Origin of the sequence: Gabonibacter chumensis (assembly GCF_024741215.1) — a bacterium.
GTDB lineage: Bacteria > Bacteroidota > Bacteroidia > Bacteroidales > Marinifilaceae > Gabonibacter > Gabonibacter massiliensis.
Window position 1 is genome coordinate 297,281 of the sequence record NZ_JANSKB010000001.1, and the last position, 16,894, is coordinate 314,174.

Here is a 16,894-nt window from a genome sequence, read left to right on the forward strand (position 1 = left end):
TTTCCTAATATTTTAGTAATTTGCCAATCCTGAATCTTTAAAAATTTGAAATATGAAAAAAGTACTGATTCTTACAGTCGTTTTGGCTTTGACGGTAATAGCAAGTGCACAGGTTTTAAAACCCGTAAAATGGCAAATTTCCGTAAAGAAGGTCAGCGAAGGAATTTACGACATCGTTTGCAAAGCCACGATTGAAAACGGATGGCATTTATACGACACGAAACTTCCGGAAGGAGGTCCTCAACCGACCACCTTCCATATAGATAGAGATGAAACTTCCGGTATCGAATTGGTAGGAGAATTTAAAGCGACAACTAAAGCATTGGTGGAAAAGAGTACCGCTTTCAATATGAATTTAGGATATTTCAAAGATTCCGTCACCATGGTTCAACGCGTCAGATTGACCAAAGAGAAAGCTAAATTAGTCGGCTACGTTGAATACATGGCTTGCTCTGACGGACAATGTATTCCACCCTCGGAAGAAGAGTTTGAATTCGATTTGAAAAAATAATCTTCAGGGCCGCCAGTAATGACGGCCCTTTTTCCATGAAAGCATACGTTATTATATTTTTAGTCGGTCTGATGGCCTGCCGGGAAGCGACTCCCGTCAAACCGTTTGTTTTTCCGGAAGAAGAGAAGGTATCTCTACTCTTTTGCGGGGATATCATGCAGCACTTTCCACAGATTCTCAGCGCATACGATTCTGTCCGGAAAGAACACAATTACATGAGTTCATTCAAATACATGGCCAATTACTGGATCCAGACAGATTTTACAATTGCAAATCTGGAAACGACTCTTTCCGACAAAGGCTTCAGCGGTTATCCAAGATTCTGCTCTCCCTGGCAATTAGCGCGGGACATGCATAGATGCGGCATCACTACCTTTGTGACAGCCAACAATCATTGCTGTGACCAAGGCGAACAAGGCATAAAAAAGACCATCTATTATTTAGACTCTTTACACATCGAACATACGGGAACATTCTCGGATACGGCCAGTTATCAGGATCGTTTTCCCCTCTATCTCGAAAAAGGGAAATTTAAGATGGCCTTATTGAATTATACCTATGGAACAAACGGCTTACCCGTGCCTAAAGGATGCGTGGTCTCGCTTATCGATACCAGCCGCATAAAACGACATATTCAAAAAGCCCGACAGGACTCAGCCAGCAACATCATCGTTTTCATGCATTGGGGATACGAATATCACTCAACTCCCAACACCACTCAAAAAAAACTGAACGAATGGCTGCACCGGCAAGGTGTCGATATCGTTATCGGTTCTCACCCGCATGTCGTGCAACCCGTAGAATACACGATAAACGGCAAAGACACGGTAGGCATTACCGTTTACTCATTAGGCAATCTCATATCCAATCAACATTACCGTTATACGGATGGAGGCATATCGGTCCGATTAACGTTAACCAGGAAAGCGGACGGCCTTTTCAGTTACCGGATGAAATACCTTGGGCATTACTTGTACCGTCCGCATGAAAACGGGGCAAAAAAGTATTACATCGTCCCAGAACCTATGGCCGACTCTATTGTAAAAGGCAATTATTCCATTTCCAGCAAAAAATATTTTCTTCACTTGGATTCATTATTGAAACAGATCGAAAAAATAAAAGAACAAAATAGGTGAATTACCGTAACAAACAAGTCAAACACTATATAGATAAAACATGAAATTAGCCGTTATTGCCCATGATGGGAAAAAAGCAGAGATGGTAGCCTTCCTGAACAGGCATCTCGAGTTTTTACATTCAGCAAACATTCATATCGTAGCCACGGGAACGACGGGAAAACACGTACAGGAAGCCGGGCTCGATGTCGAGAAATTGCTTTCCGGCCCTCTTGGCGGCGACGCCCAAATAGCAGCCCTCGTGGCAGAGCATAACGTACAAATGGTTTTCTTTTTTCGAGATCCATTGGATAAACACCCGCATGAACCTGATGTACAAATGCTAATGCGGGTATGTGACGTCCATAATGTTCCCCTCGCCACGAATCCCGCCTCCGCCGAATTGATGCTGAAAGGATTCGAAGCGATCAACAAATAAAATTGTTAACATTTTCCTAAAGCATTCTCATCGTTTGCAAATTATAGATCAGAACGTTATATTTGCAAACATCGGAATTCGTATATCATGAAAAAACGGCGCATAGCATTTATTCCACTCATCGTAGCGAGCATGATCATGCTACTTTACATGGCCATTCCCCACCACCATCACGGGGAGATGATATGCTTTATCCAAACGCATTGTACCCAACAGGAAAAAACCGGGAACTGCGGACATATTCACAATTCGAATTCTTGCGACAAAGAATGTGAGGTCCGATCATTATTTCAATTGGATATTATAAAACAACATCAAACAGATTGCAATTGTTGTTCGCATTTTACTCCGGATATCTTATTCCTTCCGCCGTTTCTTTTAACCGAAATGCATGATGACTTTCATGATGACAACATCTCTCGAAAATACATCATTCCATTTCAGGAACGACTCTATCCCCTATTCGTCAATTCAACCCTTGCCGGACGAGCACCTCCCGTTATGGTATAACGGAAATTTGCGTGTATTCACGGAATCCGTATTTCTCAGCATTTTTAATTCATATCAATCCTTTACTGTAAGGAGTTTATATCATTTTATCTAATTAATATGAGAAATATATCTATTTTATTACTCTTGCTCGCTATCTTATTTACGGCATGTCAGAATCAGAAATCTGAAAAACAAGAAACGATAACCGCCCAACAGGCGGACCATAATCACGATGAAAATACATCCTGTGATAAAGAGACTCCGAAAAACACGGAGCATAACGAAGATGAAATCATCTTCACAAAAGCACAGGCCGCCAAAACTAATTTTGAAGTTCAGGAAATTCATCCAAAAACCTTTCATCAAATAGTAAAAACAACCGGTCAAATATTACCGGCTCCGGGGGATGAAGCCATAATCGTAGCCACAAGTAACGGAGTGGTCTCTTATAATTCGCAACAGCTATTGGAAGGAAGCAGCGTAAAAAAAGGAGAGACATTATTCCATGTCTCCTCCCGCAACATGGCCGAAGGGGATTATTACAGCAAATTGAAAATTGCTTACGAAACGGCAAGAAACAATTACGAACGGGCAAAATCCCTTATCGATGACAAAATCATTTCCCAAAAGGAATACGAGACATTGCAAATGGAATATAAAAATGCCAAGATCGCATTCGATGCCATCGCTGTTAATAAAACGAAAAAGGGTGTCGGAATAACGGCTCCCATCAACGGTTACGTGAAAAACATACTGATTCGGGAAGGGGAATACGTTACCGTAGGGCAATCCATAGCAACATTATCCCAAAACAAACGTTTAGTACTCAGGGCTGAGGTTTCCGAAAAATACTACCATGCGCTTAAAAATATCAGTAGTGCCAATTTTCAGACTTCCTATGACAATAAAATATACTCCTTGAAAGAATTAAACGGAAGATTGCTCTCTTATGGAAAAACATCCGATAACGATTCTTTCTATGTGCCTATCTCTTTCGAATTCGATAACAGGGGAGAGATTATTCCCGGTTCTTTCGTGGAAGTATTTCTTATTTCCTCTCCTATCGCCAATGCATTGACAGTACCCGTGTCCGCCTTGACAAACGAGATGGGAATATTTTATGTTTATATCCAATTGGATGAGGAAGGATACCGTAAGCAGGAAGTAACCTTAGGGGCCAATAACGGTAAAGAGGTTCAGGTTATAAAAGGAATAAAAACCGGAGACAAAGTAGTGACTCAAGGAGCCTATCAAGTAAAGATGGCCGCCAATTCAGGTACAATCCCTCATGGACATACCCACTGACATAAACACCGTATCAAATACTCAGATTTATAGACTATATTTATGTTAAATAAGATTATACAGTATGCTCTTCATAATCGTTTAATCGTTATGATTGCAGCCGTAGGCTTGCTCTTATGGGGTTCCTACACGGCAAAAAATATGGAAGTAGATGTATTTCCGGACTTAAACGCTCCAACAGTGGTCGTCATGACAGAAGCTACCGGAATGGCTCCGGAAGAGGTGGAACGTATCGTTACCTTTCCGATAGAAACCGCAGTAAACGGGGCAACGGACGTACGAAGGGTACGTTCCTCTTCCACCACCGGATTTTCCGTGGTATGGGTAGAATTCGAGTGGGGAACCAATATTTACACCGCCCGGCAAATCGTTTCGGAAAAATTAGCCACTTTAGGAGAGACCTTACCGGATAACGTCGGACAACCGACCTTAGGACCGCAATCTTCCATACTGGGAGAAATGATGATCCTCGGTCTTACAGCCGATAGCACCACGTTACAGGATTTACGAACGATAGCGGATTGGACAATTCGTCCCAGACTCCTGTCTACCGGAGGCGTGGCACAAGTTACCGTTATTGGCGGCGATATAAAAGAATACCAGATTCTGCTTCACCCTGCCCGAATGAAATATTACAATATCACCATGGAAGAGTTATTACCCGTGGTACAAGAGATGAACCAAAACTCCACGGGAGGTATTCTTTATGAATACGGAAACGAATACATCGTGCAGGGACTTCTCTCAACCAACAATCTGGAGGATATAGGAAAAGCCGTAGTAAAGACAAACAATAACCGTCCTATTTTTTTAAGCGACATCGCCGATATCCGGATCGGAGCAAAAACACCGAAATTAGGATTAGCTTCCGAAAAAGGAAAACCTGCCGTACTGTTGACCATAACGAAACAACCCAACACCAATACGCTGGAGTTAACCGATAAAGTGGATCTGGCTCTCGGCGAACTACAAAAAACATTACCTGCCGACGTAAATATATCCTCGGATATTTTCCGGCAATCCCGTTTTATCGAAAGTTCTATTTCAAATATACAGAAAGCCTTGTTCGAGGGCTCCGTTTTTGTCATTGTCGTACTTTTTTTCTTTTTGATGAATATCAGGACGACCGTTATTTCATTAGTAGCCCTTCCGCTTTCCCTGCTTGTGGCTATTCTTGTCTTACACGCGTTAGGACTCACGATAAACACCATGAGTTTAGGAGGACTTGCTATCGCCATCGGTTCATTAGTGGATGACGCCATCGTAGACGTTGAGAACGTGTACAAACGACTACGAGAAAATCAATTGAAACCGACGGAGGAACGCCTCTCCTCCTTAAAGATCGTATTCGAAGCCTCGAAAGAAGTACGAATGCCCATTTTAAATTCCACGTTGATCATCGTGGCCTGTTTTCTTCCGCTGTTCTTCCTCTCGGGTATGGAAGGACGTATGCTCATTCCATTGGGAATTGCTTTTATCGTAGCCTTATTTGCTTCTACCGTAGTAGCTTTAACCCTTACGCCCGTATTATGTAGCTATTTACTGACAACTCCCCGAGCTCTAAAGAAAAACGAACGGGAACCGATCGTAGCCAGAGCCCTTAAAACAGTCTATAAAAAAGCTCTCGAGTGGGCTCTTAAACACAAAAAATTAGTCGTTGGTTCCAGCATAACTCTACTGATTTTCACCATTATCGTCATAGTCCATTTGGGAAGAAGTTTCCTCCCCTCTTTTAACGAGGGTTCCTTAACAATAAATATTAGCGGAATGCCGGGGATCTCTTTAGAAGAGTCTGACAACATCGGGAAAATAGCGGAAAATGTTTTACTAAATATCCCGGAAATCCAAACCGTTGCCCGCAAAACCGGACGGGCAGAATTAGACGAACACGCTTTAGGGGTAAATGTATCGGAAATAGAGGCTCCTTTCCTATTGGATAAACGCAGTCGCAATGAATTTTTAGCAGATGTACGTCATCAACTAAACGAGTTGCAAGGAGTGAATGTTGAAATAGGTCAACCCATTTCTCACCGAATCGACGCCATGTTATCCGGAACAAAAGCCAACATAGCGATCAAACTGTTCGGGGATGACCTGAATAGATTGTTTGCAATCGGCAGTCAAATCAAAAATGCCATTGAAAAAGTAGAAGGGATTGCCGATTTGTCATTGGAACAACAGGTGGAACGCCCCCAATTACAAATCAAACCGAAACGCGATATGCTTGCCAAGCAAGGAATCACCTTGCCGCAATTTTCTGAATTCATCAATATCGCCCTTTCCGGAAAGGTCGTTTCCCAAGTATACGAAGGAGGGAAAGTTTTTGATCTCACCATAAAAGTAGACGATAAAAACAGGAAAAATAGGGAAGAAATAGGGGAACTGATGATAGACGCCAACGGCAAAAAAATACCGTTACATTACGTGGCAGAAATCATTCCTTTCGTGGGACCCAACACGATCAGCCGGGAAAACGTCCAACGTAAAATCGTTATTTCCGCCAATGTTGCCGAACGCGATTTGAACGGAGTCGTGAAAGATATACAGAAAACGGTAAAAGAACAAATTTCCCTACCGGAAGGATATCACGTGGAATACGGGGGACAATTCGAAAGCGAACAGGCAGCTTCCCGGACCTTATTCATCACCTCTTTGATCTCTATCCTGATCATTCTGCTCCTTCTATTCAATGAATTCCATAGCCTCTCCCTGTCGGGAATCATCATGATCAATCTACCATTAGCCATTATCGGAGGAGTCATCAGCATATGGCTGACATCGGGAATCATCAGTATTCCCGCGATTATCGGGTTCATTTCGTTGTTCGGTATCGCCACCCGAAACGGAATATTGTTAGTATCACACTATAACTATTTACAAGCACAAGGTTATTCTTTATATGACAGTATTATTCACGGTTCTCTTGACCGACTGAATCCCATATTAATGACCGCTTTAACCTCCGCATTAGCTTTAATCCCTTTAGCCGTGAGTGGCGATCTTCCCGGCAACGAAATCCAAAGTCCCATGGCCCAGGTGATATTGGGCGGTTTGTTAAGTTCAACCCTATTAAACGGATTCGTTGTCCCCATCATGTATCTTCTATTGAAGCATAAAGAGAAAAAACAGGAAAACCTTGAATCAAACAATATATAAATAATACATATGAGAAATTATTATCTATCGTTAATCATAACCGGTCTGGTAATGCTAACAACCGGAGTTCACGCCCAAAATTCCATTCACCGGGTATTGAAAGAGATTGAAGAAAATAATAAAACCCTCCAGGCAAAAGAAAAATTGACGGACGCCCAGAAATTAGAAACCCAAACGGGTAAATACCTGGAAAACCCTACCGCCGAATTCGAGAAAATGTGGGGGAATCGCAATAATCCCGAATCGGAATACTCTTTTACCTTCAAACAATCTCTCGATTTCCCTTCGGTATACGGACAAAAAAACAAATTAGCCGAATTGAAATCGACTTCTCTCGATTACCAATTGGCAGCTTACCGGCAACAACTACTTTTAACAGCAAAACAAACCTGTATCGAAATCATCTATCTCAGGAAACAAAAGGAAGTGCTCGACAAACGATTGAGGAATGCCGAACAACTTGCAACCATCTATCAACGAAGAGTTGAAAGCGGAGACGCGAACCAATTAGAGATAAACAAAATTCAACTGGAATTGCTTGCAGCACGCAATCAAAGCCGTCTTAACGCGGCGGCTCTCTCTACGGCAGAACTACAACTATACAATTTAAACGGAAATATTCCTATAAAGTTCAATGACTTAGAGTATCCGGAAACCGATGTAATCCTTGACTTGGATACCATTTACAGAGCTTATCTCGCTACGGATCCGAATATGAAGAATCTTATAGGGGAACAGGAAGTTGCCAATCAGGAAGTGAAGGTCAGCCGATCACTGACCTTACCCAAATTCGACTTAGGCTACAAACGCAATGCTTCCGGTAACAATGTTTCCGCCAACGGTTTTGTTATCGGCATCTCTATCCCGTTGTTTGAAAATAAGAATACGGTAAAGAGAGCCAAGGCTCAAGCCGCATTTGTCACCACGACCATTGAAGAGAGTCGTCTTAATCTTCGTTCTTCACTGCAACAACTATACGAACAAGCGGTAACGTTGCAAACCTCACGCAATGAATACGCCGCCTTATTAAAACATCAACGTAACGTGGAGCTTTTGAATAAAGCACTTCAAGCCGGTCAACTTTCCATCGTCGACTACTTTACGGAATTAACGACCCTATACGACAGCCTGCAAAGCTTCCTTGATGTCGAACGGGATTACTACAATTTATTGGCACAATTATTTCAATACGAACTATGATTATATTCAGCGATTAAGTGATTCCGTGATGGAATAAATCACTTAATCGCTGAATCACTTAATCTCTTTAATTATCTCCTCCATGCAAAGAAGGACAGGGGCAACTTCTCGCAAACGCCGCTCGCTATTGTGTCCTCCGACGAACAAACGGACGTCAAATCCCAAAGCATTCGCAACCTCGGCATCATGCAAAGTATCCCCTATCATCAAAGTATCCCGAGGAACAATGGAATACGAGGAAACCATTTTTTCTCCCACAGCTGTTTTCCCTCCGGCATATATGTTGTCGGAACCGCATATCCCGTCAAAGTAATTCCGAATCTGAAAACGTTCCAACATCTCCTCTAACAAATTCTCCTGCAATGCCGATAATATATATTGCCGGATTCCTTGGCCCCGTATCGCCGAGAGAACCGGAACGATACCCTCCGTTAATTCGACACCATGACTTAAACTCCCGTATACATCCACAAATTCTTGAGAAACAGCGTCCCAATCGTCTCTATCGAAATCATATCCTAAAGACTCATAAAATCCTTTCACCGGGAAACCGAACAGATCCCGATAACGCTCCTCGGTTATTTTTTTTAAATTTTTTCCGGCTAACATCCGATTTAAGGTCTCCACGCTAATCCGGATATCATCCAGCAACGTCCCATTCCAATCCCAAACAATATTTTTATATCTCATCTCTCCTCATTTTTTTTATAAAAAGCCTCTATGCCTGTCCATCCCAAACGTTTCGCCGCAACCTCCTCAGGAAATACGCGATAGATCACATCCGCCTCACTTCCCAATTGTCCATCGGCGTTGAATAACTCCACATGCATTTTAACCAAACGACTCCCTTGTTCTACTATTTTAGAACGTAGCAGTAACTCACCCCTATCCGTGTACACGGTATTACGGTATTTTACGTTCATCTCGATCGTAACCCCCGCACTCCTTACCTTTGCAAACACATTCCAACAAGCAATCTCATCCATCAACGTAGCCTGTATCCCGCCATGCAAAACATTGAAAAAACCCTGAAATTCAGGACGAGGCATCCAATGACAGGTGATATAATCACCTTCCTCGTAAAATTCACACCGCAAACCGTACTCGTTCGCAGAAGCACAACCGAAACAATAATATCCCTCGTGCACTTCATAAGCATTATATAACTTCTTTTTTTCCATACTTCAAAAAAGAGGCTCGCTAAATAGTTTAGGAGCCTCCTTAAATCTTATAAAGATTTCATTTACCATTTAATTTTCAAAATGACGACGAATTAACTCCGCACAAGCTTCCATCTCCTCTTTCGAATATTGTTTTTTCGGATTTGCAAAATTCAATTCATTCCCTTCCTTCAAAGGGACCAAATGAATATGAGCATGAGGTACATCCAATCCCAACACCGCAACTCCCACCCGCGTACACGGGACACACTCCCGGATGGCCTTAGCGACTTTTTTGGCAAATACCATCAATCCGGCTAACTCTTTATCCGTCAAATCAAAAATATAATCTTCTTCTCTTTTAGGAACTACCAAAGTATGTCCCTTTTGCAAGGGTGCAATATCCAGAAAAGCATAATAATGCTCATCTTCAGCCACCTTATAGGAAGGGATCTCTCCTTGAACAATTTTAGTAAATATGGAAGACATAAGCCAAATCCGATCTTAGTTAAATAGAAATATCCATAATCTCAAATTCCATCAATCCGGCCGGAACCTGTACCTCCACCTTATCGCCCAGCTTTTTACCGATTAATGCTTTCGCTATCGGCGTTGTAATAGATAATTTCCCAGCCTTAAAATCCGCTTCGCTTTCGGACACCAAAGTATAAGTCATTGTGGCATTCGTTCTCGTATTGCGAATCGTCACTTTATTCAATATTTGTACTTTAGAGGTGTCGATCTGGGATTCATCAATAATCCGGCAATTCGAAATAATATCTTGCAACTGAGCGATTTTTGCCTCTAATAAACCTTGGGCATCTTTTGCCGCATCGTATTCGGCATTCTCGGAGATATCACCTTTTTCGATTGCCTCACCTATGGCTTTAGAAATCTTGGGCCGTTCTACATTTTGCAGATTATCCAATTCATCCTGCAGCTTTTTCAGGCCCTCTTTTGTAATATAAGATACCTTTTTCGTCATAATTATATGGTTTTATTAATTACTATATAAAAAAAATAAATGACACTTATCCTCCAATAAGTGCCTTTATCTAAAAAAGAATTCCATTTCTCCGGAATCCTCACCTCCTGCCTACAAATTTAAAACCTTTTTTTTTATAAACCAAACTTTCCATTAAAAAGTTATACTTTTCTTCTATATATCGATTACTTGGCCCCGTATCGAACAAAAAAAAGACGATGTACAAAAAGAAGCCGAGACATATATGGTAAATTGGTGTTTATTTTCTTAATTTGCAGGTCAATTCAAAAAACAAACAAATGGAGAAGCACGTGTTGGAAATAATTAAGACCGAATATCACGACAATGACGATCTGATCCAACTTTATGAAGATTGGGGAGATTCCCCCTATTTACAAGAAATATTTCATATTTTAGACGAACAAAATCCGGAATGGGTAAAAGAAAAAGAACTGGGAAGTTGGGCTGCCGAGTTTATTTTAGATATACTACTCGAACACGCGGACGAGTTGGAAAAGTTATCGCCTCGGGAACGAACGGATATGTTTCGGGAAGAGATTGAAGAACGTTACGCTGATTTCCATAGTTGCCGTCGGTTCGCATACGTCAACAACCTTTCCATTCGATTTGAAGAAGATCAGGCAACCGATTGCGAAGATATAGATGAATATATTTACGAAAACGGAGAGAAAATAGGATTTCCCCGTTTTTAACATTCTCTCTTTCAAGGTAAATACTCCGTTTGAATATTTCGCATTGCCGCGAAAAGATTATTTCGCACATGAGGGGATAAGGTCTCTAATTGATTTATAATCTTTCCGACCGCGTCTCTGTTCGTCGCTTTCTCGAAAGGGCAGTATTTTTTCTGTTGTTTAAATTGCCGGAGCGTCGCGTATTTTAATGTTTCGGCATTACCAAGATAAATCAAAGGACGAATGATCATAAAGGTACGTCCGAACATCTCCAGACGAGCAGGCATGCTACTGATTGTTCCGTTAAATATCATACTCATTAACAGGCTCTCTACCGCATCATCCCGATGATGTCCCAATGCCAACTTGCCACAACGTTGTTCCTTGGCAATATCGAAAAGTATTTTCCGGCGATGCCAGGAACAAACAAAACAAGCCGGTTTTTTAGGGTTTTGCTCCATATCGATCCGGATCGTCCGATGGATGTACGCCACGCCCAAACGTTCACAAAAGGATCTCAAATATTCACTGTCTACCTCGTACTCCACGTTCTCCACATCGATATGGGCCGCCACGACCGTATAATGTTGTTTGGGATCTTTCGCCCTCAAGGCTAAAACTTCGAGCAAGGCCAAGGAATCTTTTCCCCCCGATACGCCGACCAAAATACGATCCTCATCCGCAATCAAATCATAATCATATATCGCTTTTCCCACTTTACGGAAAAAATCACGCATAAATACCTTGTCTTGTTTTTCTTCTGTTACCATTCTTCATTTCATTTTTCCCGTCCGATCATCCCCCATCTGCTCCAGTCATCTTCCATCCACCACTCGTACCTCTATTCCCTATCCTCATCTGCATGCAAATTTAAGAATTCTAATAAACATCCTATTTCACTCTCGTAATTATTTGTAAATTTGGCCTCTCAATCTAATATCAAACCTATGCTGAAAAAAGTTCCCCATACTTATACTATTGTATTTTCAATTATCATCATCTGCGCCGTTTTAACTTGGATCATTCCGGGAGGCGAGTATGCCAGAGAAACCGTAGATGTCAACGGGATAGAACGCACGGTAATTAAAAGCGATTCTTTCCATGAAGTAACTAAAACACCTCAAACCTGGGAAATATTTTCGGCATTGTTCAACGGATTTGAAAAACAAGCCGGCATTATCGCTTTTATTTTAATCATCGGAGGAGCTTTCTGGATCATGAATAACAGCCGGGCCATAGACGTGGGCATCTTCTCTTTCTTACACTTTACCGCCAGTTTGGAACATCATTCATTTTTAAAAAAGATCGGAATTAATAATATCATCATGACAATGATCATGTTATTATTCAGTAGTTTCGGGGCCATTTTCGGAATGAGCGAAGAGACCCTTGCCTTCATCGTTATCATCATTCCTTTGGCCATCTCCATGGGATACGATTCCATTACCGGCTTATGCCTGGTATATGTAGCGGCCCACGTCGGATTTGCAGGAGCGATTCTAAATCCATTCACCATCGGTATTGCCCAGGGATTATCCGACTTGCCTCTATTTTCCGGTTTTGAGTACAGATTACTTTGTTGGGTTATTCTAAATATCGTACTTATCGCTTTTGTCCTTCGCTATGCGGCAAAAGTAAAGGCCTGTCCCGCATCTTCGATCGTGTATGAAATCGATACCAATTATTGGCGCCGTACCGAGATAAAAAACGACGAAAAAATTGAATACTCATCCACAAAATCCGGCTGGTTCGTCTATTTTTTCATCTTAATCAGTCTCATTATTTTCTCGTTCAATTATCCGACAAGTACATTGAGTATCGGAGAACATACAAGTCTCACAACCTGTATCGTCCCTATTCTCACGATATTGTTCGCGATTTCCGGCTTTTTCGGAATCCGGAAATCGTACCATTTCTTAATTCTCACCATCCTCGGTTTTACCATTATCTTCCTGATTATCGGTGTCATGGGCTATGGTTGGTACCTTCCCGAAATTTCCGGTCTATTTTTAGCCATGGGGATATTTTCCGGATTTGCCGCAGGTAAGAGTGCAGACAGCATCGTAAAATTATTTATCGAGGGTGTCAAAGATATATTGTCTGCGGCCCTTATCGTGGGGTTAGCAGGAGGCATTATCATCATCTTACAGGAAGGACATATCATCGATCCTATTTTACACGCTCTGGCTACTTTAATGAGTGAGGTCGGAAAAGTGGCTGCCGTCGGAATCATGTATATCATTCAGACTTTTATCAACATCATTATCCCATCAGGTTCCGCGAAAGCCGCTTTAACCATGCCTATTATGGCTCCCTTCTCCGATGTTATCGGCCTCTCGCGACAGGCCACGGTAATGGCTTTCCAATTCGGAGACGGTTTCACGAATATGATTACTCCGACTTCCGGTGTATTGATAGGAGCCTTGGGTATCGCTCGTATCCCTTACGATAAATGGATAACATTTTTCTGGAAGTTTTTAATACTACTCATTCTCATGGGTTTTATCCTCCTGATTCCGACAGCCACCATACCATTAAACGGATTTTAAAATCATAAAAAAAGCTGCGTTATTTACGCAGCTTTTTTATCATAGAACTAGCTTATTTCTGATCGGCATAAGCATCAATCGGATCACAAGTACACATCAGGTTACGATCGCCATAACCATCGTCTACACGACCCACCTGGGGCCAAAATTTATTATCAGCCACCCAAGCTAACGGGTAAGCGGCCTTACTGCGCGGATAGGAGTGATTCCACTCGTCAGCAGTCAAGACCTTATGCGTATGAGGAGCATTTTTCAACACGTTGTCCGTTTTATCGGCCTTTCCTTCTCCCACTTCAAGCATCTCCTCGCGAATGGTTTTCAGAGCTTCGATAAAACGATCCAGTTCCTCTTTCGGTTCACTTTCCGTCGGTTCTACCATCAAGGTTCCATGAACCGGGAATGACAACGTCGGAGCATGGAAACCAAAGTCCATCAAGCGTTTGGCTATATCCAATTCGGATATTCCATACTCTTTGTTAAACATATTGCAATCCCATATCATTTCATGTCCAACACGTCCCCGTTTACCTTTAAATAAGATCTTAAAGCCCAGCTTCTCGAAAGAAGAGGCCAAATAGTTGGCATTCAATATAGCCATCTCCGTAACCATCTTTAACCCCTTACCGCCTAACATCAACAAATAACCGTACGTTACAGGCAACATACCCACGGAACCGTACGGAGCAGCAGCCACCGCATGGATTCCATGTTCACCTCCGGTCTTCACCATAGTGTGAGTCGGTAAAAATTCTACCAGATGAGGTGCGACACAAATCGGTCCGACACCAGGACCGCCGCCGCCGTGAGGCATTGCAAAAGTTTTATGCAAATTCAAATGACAAGCATCTGCACCGATAGTACCCGGACTCGTCAAACCGCATTGTCCATTCATATTGGCACCATCCATAAATACCTGTCCTCCATTTTCGTGTATGATTTGGCATAATTCTTTAATGGACTCTTCAAAAATTCCATGAGTAGAAGGATAGGTAATCATCGCTCCGATTAGATTATCCCGATTCTCAATCGCTTTCTGACGGAAATCTTCCACATCGATATTACCTTCCGGATCCGTTGCCGTCACGATAATCTTAAACCCGGCCATTGAGCTGGAAGCAGGATTCGTTCCATGAGCGGAAGCAGGAATCAAGATAACATTCCGGTGTCCCTCTCCGCGAGAAATATGATACTGACGAATAACCATCAAAGCCGTGTACTCTCCGGCAGCTCCGGAATTAGGCATTAAACTGCAACCGGCAAACCCGGTCACCTTACATAACATCTCTTCCGTTTCACGGATCATTTGCTGATAACCTTCAACTTGTGAAAGCGGAGCAAACGGATGCACCCCACCTATTTCCGGCCAGGTAATCGGCAACATCTCCACGGCCGCATTCAATTTCATGGTACAAGAACCTAATGAAATCATAGAGGTAGCTAATGAAATATCCCGACGTTCCAAGTTTTTCATATAACGCATCATTCCGGTTTCAGAATGATAAATATTGAATACGGATTGTTGCAAGAACTCATCCTCGCGCAACATGGAAGGTTCAAGAATCGTGCGGTCGTCAAGGAATTCAACCCGCTCCGCCACCTTACCGGCAGCTTTGGCAAAAATTCCGATAATCGTATTGATCTCCTCTTCGTTGATTTTTTCATCGGTAGATAAACCGACAACCTTACCGCAACCGCAATTGCAATAAAAAAGATTGATCTCTTTTTCCAATGCCGCATCCCTGACGTTTTCCTGACAAACGCCTTCCGGTAACTCGAAACGTAACGTATCAAAAAATTTATTATGCTTCAGTTTATAACCGTATTTTTGAATCTCCGTAGCCAGAATAACAGCGGCAGAATGAATATGACGGGCAATCCGCACTAAACCTTCCGGTCCGTGATAAGCCGCATAAAAACCGGCCATCGTTGCATTTAACGCCTTGGCAGTACAGATATTCGAAGAGGCCTTTTCTCTCTTAATATGTTGTTCGCGAGTTTGTAAAGCCAACCGAAGAGCCTTGTTTCCCTGAGCGTCTATCGTCACCCCGATGATTCGGCCCACGATATTACGTTTATACTCTTCCTTGGTCGCCATATAAGCAGCATGAGGACCTCCGTACGCCATCGGAATACCGAAACGTTGAGTAGTTCCTACCACGACATCCGCTCCCCATTGTCCCGGAGGGGTCAACAATACCAAACTCATCAAATCCGCCACGACGGACAATAAAGCCCCGTTGGCATGTACCCGGTCGGCAAACGCCTTATAATCGCGAACCTCACCGTCAGCAGCAGGATATTGAATGATAGCACCGAAAACATCCGGAGTAAATTCAAATGTATCGTAATCTCCATACACCAATTCGATGCCTTGCGGAACGGAACGGGTTACCAATACATCCTTCGTTTGAGGGAATATCTTGTTATCGACAAATAATTTATTGGCTCCAGCTTTCTTCATCTCTTTACTTCTCAAACCAAACATCATGGTCATAGACTCGGCAGCAGCAGTAGCCTCATCCAACAAAGAGCAATTGGAAAGCTCCATACCGGTTAATTCCACTATCATCGTCTGGAAATTTAACAAAGCCTCCAAACGTCCTTGTGAAACTTCCGCCTGATAAGGAGTATAAGAAGTATACCAAGCCGGATTCTCCAGAATATTACGCTGAATCACAGCCGGGGTAATCGTATCATAGTATCCCTGCCCGATAAAGGTACGATATAATTTATTTTTAGACGCAACCTTCCTCATCCGCGTAAAAAACTCGGATTCCGTTAAAGGAGAAGGTAAATCCAACTCTTTCTTCAATCGAATGGATTCCGGAACAGTTTGATCGATTAGTTCATCAAGAGATTTGACACCGACTACCTTCAGCATATCCTCGATATCCTCAGGACGTGGTCCGACGTGCCTCCACAAAAATTTTTCTGTAGCCATTTATTTTACTCTGATTATTAATAGTTTATATTCAATTCACTCGTTTCGTCAACGATTGTGTAAAAGTAACTAAAATTCTATTGGAGACAAAATATCTCTCGATATTTAATGGAAACAGACAATGATAGCACACGGGAAGGGATACGACACAGCTTATCGTAGCTGTAGATTATCAGATAAAAGGATTGAGGAGATTAAGTGATTAGGGGATTAAGAGATTAGGGGATTGAGGGATTAAGGGATTGAGGGATTGAGGGATTAAGAGATTGAGGGATTAAGGAGATTAGGGGATTGAGTGATTGAAACGATAGATGATTGTAGATTTTAAATTGTAAATTAAATAAATCTA

At 42.1% G+C, this 16,894-nt stretch carries 15 protein-coding genes; 9 read left to right on the forward strand and 6 right to left on the reverse strand.

Translation table 11 applies throughout. The annotated features are described in order from the left end of the window. The first annotated feature begins 52 nt into the window (after positions 1-52). From NVS78_RS01260 to NVS78_RS01290, 7 genes are all read left to right on the forward strand, one after another. Positions 53-511, forward strand: coding sequence for a protein-disulfide reductase DsbD N-terminal domain-containing protein (locus NVS78_RS01260; protein ID WP_286357576.1), 459 nt, complete (start codon positions 53-55; stop codon positions 509-511). A 35-nt stretch (positions 512-546) separates the two neighbouring features. Further along, positions 547-1,647: a CapA family protein gene (locus NVS78_RS01265; RefSeq protein WP_286357577.1), complete on the forward strand. Its 1,101-nt coding sequence runs from the start codon at positions 547-549 to the stop codon at positions 1,645-1,647. 40 nt (positions 1,648-1,687) lie between these two features. Beyond that, the gene (locus NVS78_RS01270) at positions 1,688-2,065 is read left to right on the forward strand and encodes a methylglyoxal synthase (RefSeq protein ID WP_286357578.1); all 378 of its coding nucleotides are present in this window, start codon (positions 1,688-1,690) and stop codon (positions 2,063-2,065) included. 87 nt (positions 2,066-2,152) lie between these two features. Then, positions 2,153-2,575, forward strand: coding sequence for a DUF6769 family protein (locus NVS78_RS01275; protein WP_286357579.1), 423 nt, complete (start codon positions 2,153-2,155; stop codon positions 2,573-2,575). A gap of 99 nt (positions 2,576-2,674) precedes the next feature. After that, positions 2,675-3,862 (forward strand): efflux RND transporter periplasmic adaptor subunit, encoded by a 1,188-nt coding sequence (locus NVS78_RS01280; RefSeq protein ID WP_286357580.1) that lies wholly within the window; start codon positions 2,675-2,677, stop codon positions 3,860-3,862. A 42-nt stretch (positions 3,863-3,904) separates the two neighbouring features. Beyond that, positions 3,905-7,018 carry an efflux RND transporter permease subunit gene (locus tag NVS78_RS01285; protein ID WP_286357581.1) on the forward strand — a complete coding sequence of 1,038 codons (3,114 nt, stop codon included), beginning with the start codon at positions 3,905-3,907 and terminating at the stop codon, positions 7,016-7,018. A 9-nt stretch (positions 7,019-7,027) separates the two neighbouring features. Next, positions 7,028-8,218 carry a TolC family protein gene (locus NVS78_RS01290; protein ID WP_286357582.1) on the forward strand — a complete coding sequence of 397 codons (1,191 nt, stop codon included), beginning with the start codon at positions 7,028-7,030 and terminating at the stop codon, positions 8,216-8,218. 54 nt (positions 8,219-8,272) lie between these two features. On the opposite strand, the gene NVS78_RS01295 is transcribed toward NVS78_RS01290, so the two are convergent. From NVS78_RS01295 to greA, 4 genes are all read right to left on the reverse strand, one after another. Continuing rightward, on the reverse strand, positions 8,273-8,908 hold the full coding sequence (locus NVS78_RS01295; protein WP_286357583.1) for an HAD family hydrolase: 636 nt from the start codon (positions 8,906-8,908) through the stop codon (positions 8,273-8,275). Continuing rightward, complete coding sequence (locus tag NVS78_RS01300) at positions 8,905-9,399, reverse strand: PaaI family thioesterase (RefSeq protein WP_286357584.1); 495 nt, start codon at positions 9,397-9,399, stop codon at positions 8,905-8,907. Before NVS78_RS01300 ends, NVS78_RS01295 begins: the two co-directional genes overlap by 4 nt. Before the next feature lie 69 nt (positions 9,400-9,468). Then, positions 9,469-9,867 (reverse strand): HIT family protein, encoded by a 399-nt coding sequence (locus NVS78_RS01305; RefSeq protein ID WP_286357585.1) that lies wholly within the window; start codon positions 9,865-9,867, stop codon positions 9,469-9,471. 19 nt (positions 9,868-9,886) lie between these two features. After that, positions 9,887-10,363, reverse strand: a complete 477-nt coding sequence (greA, locus tag NVS78_RS01310; protein WP_286357586.1) for a transcription elongation factor GreA — start codon at positions 10,361-10,363, stop codon at positions 9,887-9,889. A gap of 299 nt (positions 10,364-10,662) precedes the next feature. Here greA and NVS78_RS01315 point away from each other — a divergent pair, with 299 nt between their 5' ends. Further along, positions 10,663-11,076 carry a hypothetical protein gene (locus NVS78_RS01315; RefSeq protein ID WP_286357587.1) on the forward strand — a complete coding sequence of 138 codons (414 nt, stop codon included), beginning with the start codon at positions 10,663-10,665 and terminating at the stop codon, positions 11,074-11,076. A gap of 11 nt (positions 11,077-11,087) precedes the next feature. On the opposite strand, the gene NVS78_RS01320 is transcribed toward NVS78_RS01315, so the two are convergent. Further along, positions 11,088-11,825 (reverse strand): tRNA lysidine(34) synthetase, encoded by a 738-nt coding sequence (locus NVS78_RS01320; protein WP_286357588.1) that lies wholly within the window; start codon positions 11,823-11,825, stop codon positions 11,088-11,090. A gap of 177 nt (positions 11,826-12,002) precedes the next feature. Between NVS78_RS01320 and NVS78_RS01325 the strand changes: the two genes are divergently transcribed. Beyond that, positions 12,003-13,604, forward strand: a complete 1,602-nt coding sequence (locus NVS78_RS01325; RefSeq protein ID WP_286357589.1) for a YfcC family protein — start codon at positions 12,003-12,005, stop codon at positions 13,602-13,604. 52 nt (positions 13,605-13,656) lie between these two features. Here NVS78_RS01325 and gcvP read toward each other — a convergent pair whose 3' ends face one another. Further along, complete coding sequence (gene gcvP / locus NVS78_RS01330; protein WP_286357590.1) at positions 13,657-16,545, reverse strand: aminomethyl-transferring glycine dehydrogenase; 2,889 nt, start codon at positions 16,543-16,545, stop codon at positions 13,657-13,659. Between the last annotated feature and the right edge of the window lie 349 nt (positions 16,546-16,894).

Excerpts from the sequence above, each read along its gene's own strand:
- NVS78_RS01260 (WP_286357576.1), top strand. The coding sequence starts at position 53 with ATGAAAAAAGTACTGATTCTTACAGTCGTTTTGGCTTTGACGGTAATA.
- NVS78_RS01265 (WP_286357577.1), top strand. The coding sequence starts at position 547 with ATGAAAGCATACGTTATTATATTTTTAGTCGGTCTGATGGCCTGCCGG.
- NVS78_RS01270 (WP_286357578.1), top strand. The coding sequence starts at position 1,688 with ATGAAATTAGCCGTTATTGCCCATGATGGGAAAAAAGCAGAGATGGTA.
- NVS78_RS01275 (WP_286357579.1), top strand. The coding sequence starts at position 2,153 with ATGAAAAAACGGCGCATAGCATTTATTCCACTCATCGTAGCGAGCATG.
- NVS78_RS01280 (WP_286357580.1), top strand. The coding sequence starts at position 2,675 with ATGAGAAATATATCTATTTTATTACTCTTGCTCGCTATCTTATTTACG.
- NVS78_RS01285 (WP_286357581.1), top strand. The coding sequence starts at position 3,905 with ATGTTAAATAAGATTATACAGTATGCTCTTCATAATCGTTTAATCGTT.
- NVS78_RS01290 (WP_286357582.1), top strand. The coding sequence starts at position 7,028 with ATGAGAAATTATTATCTATCGTTAATCATAACCGGTCTGGTAATGCTA.
- NVS78_RS01295 (WP_286357583.1), bottom strand. The coding sequence starts at position 8,908 with ATGAGATATAAAAATATTGTTTGGGATTGGAATGGGACGTTGCTGGAT.
- NVS78_RS01300 (WP_286357584.1), bottom strand. The coding sequence starts at position 9,399 with ATGGAAAAAAAGAAGTTATATAATGCTTATGAAGTGCACGAGGGATAT.
- NVS78_RS01305 (WP_286357585.1), bottom strand. The coding sequence starts at position 9,867 with ATGTCTTCCATATTTACTAAAATTGTTCAAGGAGAGATCCCTTCCTAT.
- greA (WP_286357586.1), bottom strand. The coding sequence starts at position 10,363 with ATGACGAAAAAGGTATCTTATATTACAAAAGAGGGCCTGAAAAAGCTG.
- NVS78_RS01315 (WP_286357587.1), top strand. The coding sequence starts at position 10,663 with ATGGAGAAGCACGTGTTGGAAATAATTAAGACCGAATATCACGACAAT.
- NVS78_RS01320 (WP_286357588.1), bottom strand. The coding sequence starts at position 11,825 with ATGGTAACAGAAGAAAAACAAGACAAGGTATTTATGCGTGATTTTTTC.
- NVS78_RS01325 (WP_286357589.1), top strand. The coding sequence starts at position 12,003 with ATGCTGAAAAAAGTTCCCCATACTTATACTATTGTATTTTCAATTATC.
- gcvP (WP_286357590.1), bottom strand. The coding sequence starts at position 16,545 with ATGGCTACAGAAAAATTTTTGTGGAGGCACGTCGGACCACGTCCTGAG.